Here is a 9,101-nt window from a genome sequence, read left to right on the forward strand (position 1 = left end):
GTCCGGGCCCACGGCTGTTCACGAGCCGGCGGTGGCCGCCTCCAGGGTGGTGGCCATCACCGGGCTGGTGAAGGTGTTCGTCGCGTCGCCCGTGGAGGGGTGGTACGAGCCCCACTTGAGGTAGTTCCGGTCGCCGTCCCAGGTGGTGCCCTTGAACGTGCCCGAGCCCGTGGTGAACGTCTGCTTCACGCCGTCGAACCAGAAGTCGATGGTGCCGTCCGTGCGGCCCAGGCGGATCTTCAGCGCGTACGAGTGCCAGGTGTTGTTGGCGGTCTGCGCGGTCCACAGGGAGTGCGCCACGTGGGCGGTGTCCCACTCCTGGAGGCGGACGCGCCCGTTGACGATGTCGATCTCGATCGGGTGGTTGGCCGTGTCGGTGCTCGGCGAGCACTTCAGCTGGAAGACGTACCGGCTGTTGGTGTCCTTGATGTCCACCTTGGACGACCAGCCCAGGTAGAAGGTGTCGCCCTCCTTCAGGTCCGGGCTGAGCGTCTCGCAGCGCTCCTCGCCGGCGGCCTGGAAGGCCCGCCACACGCTGCCCTTGGCGGGGTCCTTCACCACGCCGAAGTTGTTCGCCGCGCACTGGACGGCCTTGAACGAGGACGGGCCCGTGCTGGTGCTCGGCGTCCACAGGACCTTGCCCGCGTCGGTGGCGGGGCTGCTGGCGGAGGCCTGGCCGCAGGTGAGCGCCAGCGTGGCGAGGGCGGCGGCCGCGGTGGCGGCCTTGCGGCGGTGGGTCAGAGGGGACATGCCTCTCCCGGGGGGATGAGTGGCCGATACGAGCGAGCAGTGATTCGACCAGCAACCGGCCCGCCCGGCCAGACGAAACGGCCGACGGAAGTGCTTTTCGGTCACTTCCGCCGGCCGTCCTCCGGGGTGAACCCGGCCCCGCTCCCGTCCGTTACGGGGTGCGCGGTGCCCCGGTTCCCCCGGCGCCCTCAGCGCCTTCCGCGTTCTCGTCGTACGAGGAGGTGCCCTCGTCCAGCAGCGGCTCCTGCGTCTTGAGGTGCGCCGGCGCCAGCGCCCGCAGCGCGTGGTAGCCGGTGATGACGACCAGCGTGCCGAGCGCGATGCCGCTGATGCTGAAGGTGTCGGTGAACTTCAGCGACACGTTGCCGATGCCGATGATGATGCCCGCCGCGGCCGGCACCAGGTTCAGCGGGTTGCGCAGGTCCACCTGGGACTTGGTCCAGATCTGCGCGCCGAGCAGGCCGATCATGCCGTACAGGATCACGGTGATCCCGCCGAGCACCCCGCCGGGGATCGCGGCCACGATCGCGCCGAACTTCGGGCACAGGCCGAACAGCAGGGCGAAGCCGGCCGCCGCCCAGTACGCCGCCGTCGAGTAGACCCGGGTGGCGGCCATGACGCCGATGTTCTCCGAGTACGTGGTGTTCGGCGGGCCGCCGACCGCGGTGGAGAGCATGGAGGCGACGCCGTCCGCCGAGATCGCGGTGCCCAGCTTGTCGTCCAGGTTGGAGCCGGTCATCTCGCCGACCGCCTTGACGTGCCCGGCGTTCTCGGCGACCAGCGCGATCACCACGGGCAGCGCCACCAGGATCGCCGACCACTGGAAGGACGGGCCGTGGAAGGTCGGCAGGCCGATCCAGTCCGCCTTGCCGACACCCGACAGGTCCAGGCGCCAGTGGTCGGTCATGTGCCCGCCGCCGTCCACCGAGTGGATCTTCCCGAAGACCCGGTCGAACAGCCAGGAGATCCCGTACCCGAACAGCAGCCCCAGGAAGATCGCCACCCGCGACCAGAAGCCGCGCAGGCACACCACGGCCAGACCGGTGAACAGCATCACCAGCAGCGCCGTCCACTGGTCCTGCGGCCAGTACGTCGAGGCGGTCACCGGAGCGAGGTTGAAGCCGATCAGCATGACCACCGCGCCGGTGACGATCGGCGGCATCGCGGCGTGGATGATCCGCGCCCCGAACCGCTGGACCGCCACCCCGACCAGGAACAGCACCACGCCCACCACGAACACCGCGCCGGTCACCGTCGCGCTGGTGCCGCCCTGCGCCCGGATCACCGCCGCCACGCCCACGAAGGACAGCGAGCAGCCCAGGTAGCTGGGCACCCGGCCCTTGGTGGCCAGCAGGAAGATCACGGTCGCCACGCCGGACATCATGATCGCGAGGTTCGGGTCGAGCCCCATCAGCACGGGCGCCACGAAGCTCGCCCCGAACATCGCCACCACGTGCTGGGCGCCCAGGCCTACCGTGCGGGGCCAGGAGAGCCGTTCGTCGGGACGGACCACCGCCCCCGGCGCGGGCGTACGCCCGTCGCCGTGCAGCTTCCAGCGCACGCCGAGATCCATGGTGTTTCGCTTTCTCTGTACTTCCGAGGAACTGTCCGCACCATTGTGGTGGCCGCCGGGTGCCCTGGCGATCACCCGGCCCGCGCGTGAGCTGCGCGGACGTGTGGTAACAGCCGTCGGAGTCGGTTCCTCCGCTTGGTCCCGGCCCGCCAGGCCCGCCCGGCCCGCCCGGCCCGCCCGGCCCGCCCGGCGCGGGCGGTTCGTCCGGCCCGCCGGTCTCGGCTTCCGAGGGCTCAGCGCGGCCGGCGCTCCCACTCGCTGCCGCCCAGCGGGTAGTCGTAGCCCGGCCGCCCGGTGGCCCCGCTGGTACGGAACGGCGTGTTGCCCGCGGCGACGCGCATCGTGCCCTTGCGCCCGCCGCTGGACCAGTCCAGGGTCAGCTCCCAGCGCACGTCGTGCGCCCGGGTGCGCGCGGTCACGTAGAAGACCTCGGGATCGGACTCGCTGACCTTGCGCGGGAAGGAGCGCTGCCCGCCCCGGGCGGTGACCGTCGGACTGCCGCTGTCCAGGTCGATGTCGAAGGAGGCGCTCTCCACCCCGCCGCCGCAGCCCACCCCCATCGCGTAGTCGTTCCAGGGGAGCGGCACGCCCTTGGTCACGACCCGTACGTGCAGCGCCTCCAGGACGACGGTGTCCTTCCCGGTGCCCTGGACGGTCAGCGCGACCCGCTGCTCCCCGGAGGCGACCGCGCCGTACGCGGCGGCCCAGCGCGGCGCCTCCGGCTCGTTGGCGGGCGGGCCGACCTGCTGGGGCGGGCTGTCGACGAGGAAGTGCTGGTAGCACGGGTTCTCGTAGACGTAGGGGCGGGTCGCGATCCTCAGCGGCGCCGGGTCGGCGGTGGCGGTGGGCGAGGCGCTCGCGGAGGCGCCCGGGCCGGCCTCACCGGCCCCGCCCGGGTCGGAGCTGGTGAGGCCGGAACCGGCCGCGGTGCCGGGAGCGGAGTCGGAGGACGAGGGGGAGGCGGAGGGCGCCTGGCCCGCGCCGACCGGGGGAGTGGACGCGGAGGCGCCCGGCGTCGAGGGCTCGGCACCGCCCGGCTGCCCGGTGTCGGTGGCCACCGCCTCGGCGGCGCCGGCCGGGCGCTGGTCGGCGGCCGCCTCCGCGCTCCCACCGTTGGCCCCGTTCCCGTGCCCGCCGGAGGGGACGAGGCTGAAGGCCACCGCCCCCAGCACGGCCGCCGCGGTGACGGCGGCCAGCAGCACCCGGCGCCGGCCCCGCCCCGGCGCGGGGCCCCCGGACGGCACGCCGACGGCGACCGGCTCGTCCTCCTCGCCGTCCGTCGGCCCGTCCGGCGCTGGCTTGGACGGCGCCGGGCCGGTGTCCGCCTCCTGTACGGGCTCCGGGACGGGAGTGGGTACGGCCGCAGGTACGGCGGCGGCCGCGGGAGCGGAAGCCCCCGCCTCCTGCCCCGGCCGGGCCCGGCGCGCCCCGTCGGCCAGGATCCAGCGCCGGTGCAGCTCCATCAGCTCCTGCGGCGTCGCCCGGCAGAGCCGCGCCAGGCGGTCCAGCGGCGCGAACTCGGGCGGCACCACGGCGCCGATGCAGTAGCGGTGCAGCGTCGAGGTGCTCAGGTGCAGGCGCTTGGCGAGCGTCCCGTAGCTGAGCCCCGAACGCTCCTTCAGTTCCCCCAGCAGTGCCGCGAGATCGTCCGCCGCCGGGCTCCCCGTCGCGTGCGGCATTCCCATCGTCCAACCCCCATGTCTCATCCCCGTGTTCCAGGGCCCCGGCATCCCCCCTGCTCAGGGCCCCTCCCAGTGTCCCAGCGTCCCTGACCGGCCGTTGACCGTGGCGGCTGGGACGGGCCACCGGGCAGGCTCCGGTCATCCAAGCACCACACCGAACGATCTTCGAAGAGGCCACGCCCACATGCTCGGCATCCGCACCGCCCGTACCTCCCGCACCCGCCTCCTGGCCGCCGTCGCGGCCGCCGCGCTCGCCGCGCTCACCCTGACGGCGTGCAACGACGACTTGGGGGACGCGGGCGGCAAGGGGACCTCCGCGAACTCCCCGGCGCCCACCGCCCCGCCCGCCGCGAGCGCCCCCGCCCCGGCGGCCCCCGCCCCCGCACCCGCCACCGGCGCCCCCGCCGCGACCGGCGCCCCGGCCCAGACCGGCTCGCCCGCCTCCGCCAAGCCCTCCGCGAAGGCCCCCGCCGCCCCGAAGCCCCCGAGCCCCGCGGACGGCAAGGCCGTCACCTGCGAGGGTTCCGTCACCAAGACCGTCGCGGCCCCGCTGACCCGCCCGGTCAACCACCTGCTGCTGACCGTCACCAACACCGGCAGCGCCCCCTGCTACCTCTACGGCTACCCGGCCGTGCGCTTCGGCGAGGCCCAGTCGGTGCCGCCGGTCATCGAGGACTCCAAGCCGCAGGCCGTCGTCACGCTCAAGCCCGGCGAGTCCGGCTACGCCTCGGTGAACCTGTCCGCCACCGACGGCAGCGGCGCCCACGGCCACACCGAGACCTCGCTGGCCGTCTACTTCCACGGCCCCTCCGGCAACGAGAGCGTCGGCGCGGGAAGCAACCCTTCGCTGCCCGCCAAGGGTCTGTACATCGACGACTCGCTCAAGGTCGGCTACTGGCAGCAGTCCATGGACGACGCCGTCACCTCGTAGTCCCCGGACCAGGCGGGGCGGGGCCGGTGCCCGCCGCCCCGCCGTCCGCGGTGCGCCGCCCCGCCCGTTCGTGGGCGACGCTCCGCGACCGACGGATCGCGTGCTGTCATATGCTTGTCATATACATCTGATCCAAGGGGGGTGCGTGGAGTTCCGACTGCTGGGCTCGGTGACCGTGGTGGCCGCGGACGGCCGCGAGCTTCCGGCCGGATCGGCCAAGCGCCGCAGCCTGCTGGCCATGCTCCTGCTGAACCCCGGAGCACCGGTCACCGTCGAGCGGCTCACCGAGACCCTCTGGGACGAGGAACCGCCCCGGCACTCGCGCACCGTCATCCACAACCACGTCTCCGGGCTGCGCTCCCTGCTCACCGCCCACGACGCCCCCGCCGCCGGCGTCGAACTCGTCACCGACAACGGCGCCTACCGGCTGCGGACACCCGACCAGGCCGTGGACACCGTACGGTTCGACCGCCTGGTGGCCCGCGCCCGCTCCCTGGACGACGCCGCCCGGGCCGCCGCCGACCTGCGCGAGGCACTCGCCCTGTGGCGGGGCCCCGCCCTGGCCGGCACCACCGCCGGCCTGCCGCTGCAGTCCGCCGCCCGGGCCCTGGAGGAACGGCGGCTGGCCGCCGTCGAGGACCTGGCCCGCGCCCACGGCCGGCTCGGCGACCACTGCGCGGCCGCCGGCCTGCTGCACACCGAGGCCACCGCCGACCCGCTGCGCGAACCGCTGGTCGCCCACCTCATGCACGCGCTCGGCCGCGCGGGGCGCCGCTCCGAGGCCCTCGACTGGTTCCACCGCACCCGCCGGGCCCTCGCCGAGGAACTCGGCATCGACCCCGGACCGGAACTCACCGACGCCTACGCCCGCCTGCTGCGCACCGACGCCCCGCCGGGCCGCCCCGACGCCGCCCCGCGCCCCGCCCTGCCGCCGGGCCGCTCCGACCGGGTGCCGCCCGCCCGGCACCCGAGCGACCAGGAACCGCCGGACCGCCTGGCCTTCGACCGCCCGGCCTTCGACCCCGTGCCGCCCACGCGGGTCCCCACCGTCGGCGGCCTGGCCTCCGTCCCCGACCAGCGGCCCGCCCCCGCACCCGTACCCGCGCCCGTACCGGTCACCGCCCGCCCCCCGGCAGCACCCGCCGCCACCGCCGCGCAGCACACCCCCTGGCCCTTCCCCCGCCGCCCGCGCGGCTTCGCCGGCCGGGAGGACGAACTGGCCGCGCTCGACCGGGCCACCGCCGCCCCCGGCGCCGTCGCCCTGCTCACCGGCGGCGCCGGCGTCGGCAAGACCACCCTCGCCCTGTCCTGGGCGCACCGTCGCCACCAGGACTTTCCCGACGGCCGGCTCTTCGTCGACCTGTGCGGCCACAGCCCGCTGCCCGAGCGCGACACCGCCGCCGTCCTGCGCGAACTGCTGCTCGCCCTGGGCCTGCCCGTCGAGCGGATGCCCGCCACCGCCGAGGCGATGGGCGCCCGCTACCGCGAACTGACCGCCGGGCGCCGGATGCTGATCGTCCTGGACAACGCCCGCCGCTCCGACCAGGTGCGCCCGCTGCTGCCCGACGGTGACGACTGCGTCACCCTGGTCACCAGCCGCGACCGGCTCGGCGGCCTGGTCGCCTCCGACGCCGCCCGCCCCGTGCCGCTCGCCGAACTCTCCTCCCCGCAGGCCGTCACCCTGCTCGCCGCGACCCTCGGCCCCGACCTGGTCGCCGCCGAACCCGAGGCCGCCGCCCGCCTGGCCGACCTGTGCGACGGCCTGCCGCTGGCCCTGCGGCTGGCCGCCGCCCGCCTGGCCACCGGCCCGGCCCGCGCGCTGGCCGCCCTCGCCGACGAACTCGCCGACGAGCAGGACCGCCTGGACCTCCTCGACGTCGAGGACACCAGCGTCGCCGCCGCGCTCGCCCTGACCGTCCAGCACCTGGGCGAACCCGCCCGCCGGACGTTCCGCAGCCTCGGCGCCCACACCGGCGCCACCCTCGACAGCCGCACCGCCGCCGCCCTGGCCGGCTGCCGCCCCGACGAGGCCGCCGCCGCCCTGGCCCAACTGGCCACCGCCCACCTGATCGTGCAGATCGGCCGGGACGCCTACACCCTGCACGACCTGGTCCGCCTCTACGCCCGCAGCCTGCCCGGCGACACCGACACCCAGGTGCTGCCCCGCCTGCTCGACCACCTGCTCAACACCCTCCTCACCGCCTGCGCCGCCGCCGAACCGGGCAGCGAACCGTGCTGCGCCCTGCCGCCCGGCACCCGCCGCCCCGCCGAGGTCCGCCCCTTCCCCGACCGGGCGAGCGCCCTCGCCTGGTACGCCGCCGAACGCGACACCCTGCGCGGCGCCGTCGAGGCGGCCGTCGCCGCCGGACTGCACGACCGCGCCTGGCGCCTGGTGCTGCTCCAGTGGCCGCTGATCGTCTGGCAGGTCCGGGACGGCTGGGCGCCGCTGCTCGAACACGGCCTGGCCGCCGCCGAGGCCGACCGCGACCCCGGCGCCCAGTCCCGCGCCCGGGCCCTGCTCGGCTGGGTCCTGCTGGAGGAGGGCCGCCCCGACCAGGCCCTCGACCACCTGGAACGCGCCCCCGACCTCGCCGCCCGGGCCGGCGACGGCTGCGCCCAGGCCGTCGCCCTGGTCAACCACGCCGTCGCGCTCGCCCGCCACGGCGACCACGCCGGCCGGGCCCGGGTGCACGGCCTGCTGCTGAAGGCCCTGTCCCTGGCCGAACGGGCCGGCCGCGCCGACCTCGTCGGCCTCGCCCGCCAGCACCTGGCCCACGAGTGCCTGGCCGCCGGCGCCCACGAGGAGGCCGCCCAGCACGCCGCCCGCGGCCTGGCCGTCGCCGAACCGCCCTTCCCGGTCACCCGCCGGGTGGTCCTGCAGACCCTCTACGGCCGCGCCCTGGCCGCCACCGGCCACCCCGAGGAGGCCGCCCGCCACCTCGGCGCCGCGCTGCGCACCGCCCGCGCGCACCAGTACGGGGAGGGCGAGGCGGAGGCGGGCGCCGCGCTGCGCGCCCTGTCGGACGGCGGCGCCGCCGTGGCCGGCGCCGTCGCGCCCGCCGTCGCGTCGCCCGCCGCCGTCGCGCCCGGCACGGCCGTGTCCGCCACCGCCCCCGGCGGCCCGGCGTACGCGCGGCCGTCGACCTACCCGCGCTGACCGGACCCGCGCTGACCGGACCCGCGCTGACCGGATCCACCGCCGGCGGCCGGGCACCCCCGCGCAGCACTGGCGGGCCCGCCCGAAGGGAAGGATGGACACAACGGGGGAAGCCCGGGCAGCGGGCGAAGCCGGCACACCACCTGCCCGAGGGGGATGCGCGATGACCACGCCGCCGGAGCCGAACCGCCGGTCCGAACTGCTGGAGCTGTACCTGCTCGCCGTGGAGATGGCCGACCGGGTCTCGGCCCGCCGGGGCAGCGCCAACACCTTCTTCCTGTCCGTGCAGACCGCGCTGGTCACCCTGATCGGCTTCGGCATACCGAAGTTGTCCGAGTCCCCGTGGTGGGTGCCGACCGCCGTCGCGCTGGCCGGCATCACCCTGTCCGGCGCCTGGTGGATGCAGCTGCGCAGCTACCGGGACCTCAACGGCGCCAAGTTCCAGGTCATCAACAGCCTGGAGGAGAAGCTGTCCGCGCGGATCTACACCGACGAGTGGGACGCCCTCAGGAACACCGCGGCGGCCGGCCGGCGCCACCGGCACTACACCGAACTCGGCACCACGGAACGGCTCGTGCCGATGATATTCGCGGCGGCCCATCTGATCCTGCTCACCGGCACGCTCGTCAGCGGCACACTGGCCGTATGAGCCACCTCGACCCCATCGCCGACCTGATCCGCTCCTGCCTGCCCACGGAGGCCAGACCCCCCGAGGGCGCCGACGACCTGTTCCGCCTCTACGCCGTGCTGCTGCAGGCCAAGGGCGAGCAGGTCACCGACGAGGACGTCCACAACGCCTGGACGGCCTGGACCCAGACCACCGACGACACCCACCGGGCCCTGGTGCCCTTCCACGACCTCGACGCCCGCACCCGCGCCCTGGACGCCCCGTACACCCTCGCCATCCGCACCGCCGCCCGCCGGCTCCACCGCCCCGCCACGGCCTGAGGACGGCCGCGGCCCGGGGACGGCCGCAGCCGGGGGACGGCGACGGGCCCGCGGCGGGGG

General features: G+C 75.7%; 7 protein-coding genes. 4 read left to right on the forward strand and 3 right to left on the reverse strand.

The features are described 5' to 3' along the window. Window positions 1-18 precede the first annotated feature (18 nt). From ACFU7Z_RS29565 to ACFU7Z_RS29575, 3 genes are all read right to left on the reverse strand, one after another. Complete coding sequence (locus tag ACFU7Z_RS29565) at window positions 19-750, reverse strand: hypothetical protein (protein WP_380780815.1); 732 nt, start codon at window positions 748-750, stop codon at window positions 19-21. 151 nt (window positions 751-901) lie between these two features. Then, window positions 902-2,323, reverse strand: coding sequence for a uracil-xanthine permease family protein (locus tag ACFU7Z_RS29570; RefSeq protein WP_380780817.1), 1,422 nt, complete (start codon window positions 2,321-2,323; stop codon window positions 902-904). Window positions 2,324-2,556: 233 nt separating this feature from the next. Beyond that, window positions 2,557-4,002, reverse strand: a complete 1,446-nt coding sequence (locus ACFU7Z_RS29575) for a helix-turn-helix domain-containing protein (RefSeq protein WP_380780823.1) — start codon at window positions 4,000-4,002, stop codon at window positions 2,557-2,559. 187 nt (window positions 4,003-4,189) lie between these two features. Between ACFU7Z_RS29575 and ACFU7Z_RS29580 the strand changes: the two genes are divergently transcribed. The 4 genes from ACFU7Z_RS29580 to ACFU7Z_RS29595 all read left to right on the forward strand — a co-directional run bounded on the left by ACFU7Z_RS29580 (window position 4,190) and on the right by ACFU7Z_RS29595 (window position 9,041). Continuing rightward, window positions 4,190-4,936 carry a DUF4232 domain-containing protein gene (locus ACFU7Z_RS29580; protein ID WP_380780819.1) on the forward strand — a complete coding sequence of 249 codons (747 nt, stop codon included), beginning with the start codon at window positions 4,190-4,192 and terminating at the stop codon, window positions 4,934-4,936. Window positions 4,937-5,081: 145 nt separating this feature from the next. Then, window positions 5,082-8,093 (forward strand): BTAD domain-containing putative transcriptional regulator, encoded by a 3,012-nt coding sequence (locus ACFU7Z_RS29585; protein ID WP_380780821.1) that lies wholly within the window; start codon window positions 5,082-5,084, stop codon window positions 8,091-8,093. A 163-nt stretch (window positions 8,094-8,256) separates the two neighbouring features. Next, window positions 8,257-8,742: a hypothetical protein gene (locus ACFU7Z_RS29590; RefSeq protein WP_053112619.1), complete on the forward strand. Its 486-nt coding sequence runs from the start codon at window positions 8,257-8,259 to the stop codon at window positions 8,740-8,742. Then, window positions 8,739-9,041: a hypothetical protein gene (locus ACFU7Z_RS29595; protein WP_074005344.1), complete on the forward strand. Its 303-nt coding sequence runs from the start codon at window positions 8,739-8,741 to the stop codon at window positions 9,039-9,041. The genes ACFU7Z_RS29590 and ACFU7Z_RS29595 overlap by 4 nt, the downstream gene beginning before the upstream one ends. Window positions 9,042-9,101: the final 60 nt, after the last annotated feature.

This window comes from Kitasatospora sp. NPDC057518, from assembly GCF_042802075.1.
In the GTDB taxonomy this organism is placed as follows: Bacteria; Actinomycetota; Actinomycetes; order Streptomycetales; family Streptomycetaceae; genus Kitasatospora.

What these genes read in the sequence shown, in the direction of transcription:
- ACFU7Z_RS29565 (WP_380780815.1), bottom strand. Translation starts at nt 750, where the DNA reads ATGTCCCCTCTGACCCACCGCCGCAAGGCCGCCACCGCGGCCGCCGCC.
- ACFU7Z_RS29570 (WP_380780817.1), bottom strand. Translation starts at nt 2,323, where the DNA reads ATGGATCTCGGCGTGCGCTGGAAGCTGCACGGCGACGGGCGTACGCCC.
- ACFU7Z_RS29575 (WP_380780823.1), bottom strand. Translation starts at nt 4,002, where the DNA reads ATGCCGCACGCGACGGGGAGCCCGGCGGCGGACGATCTCGCGGCACTG.
- ACFU7Z_RS29580 (WP_380780819.1), top strand. Translation starts at nt 4,190, where the DNA reads ATGCTCGGCATCCGCACCGCCCGTACCTCCCGCACCCGCCTCCTGGCC.
- ACFU7Z_RS29590 (WP_053112619.1), top strand. Translation starts at nt 8,257, where the DNA reads ATGACCACGCCGCCGGAGCCGAACCGCCGGTCCGAACTGCTGGAGCTG.
- ACFU7Z_RS29595 (WP_074005344.1), top strand. Translation starts at nt 8,739, where the DNA reads ATGAGCCACCTCGACCCCATCGCCGACCTGATCCGCTCCTGCCTGCCC.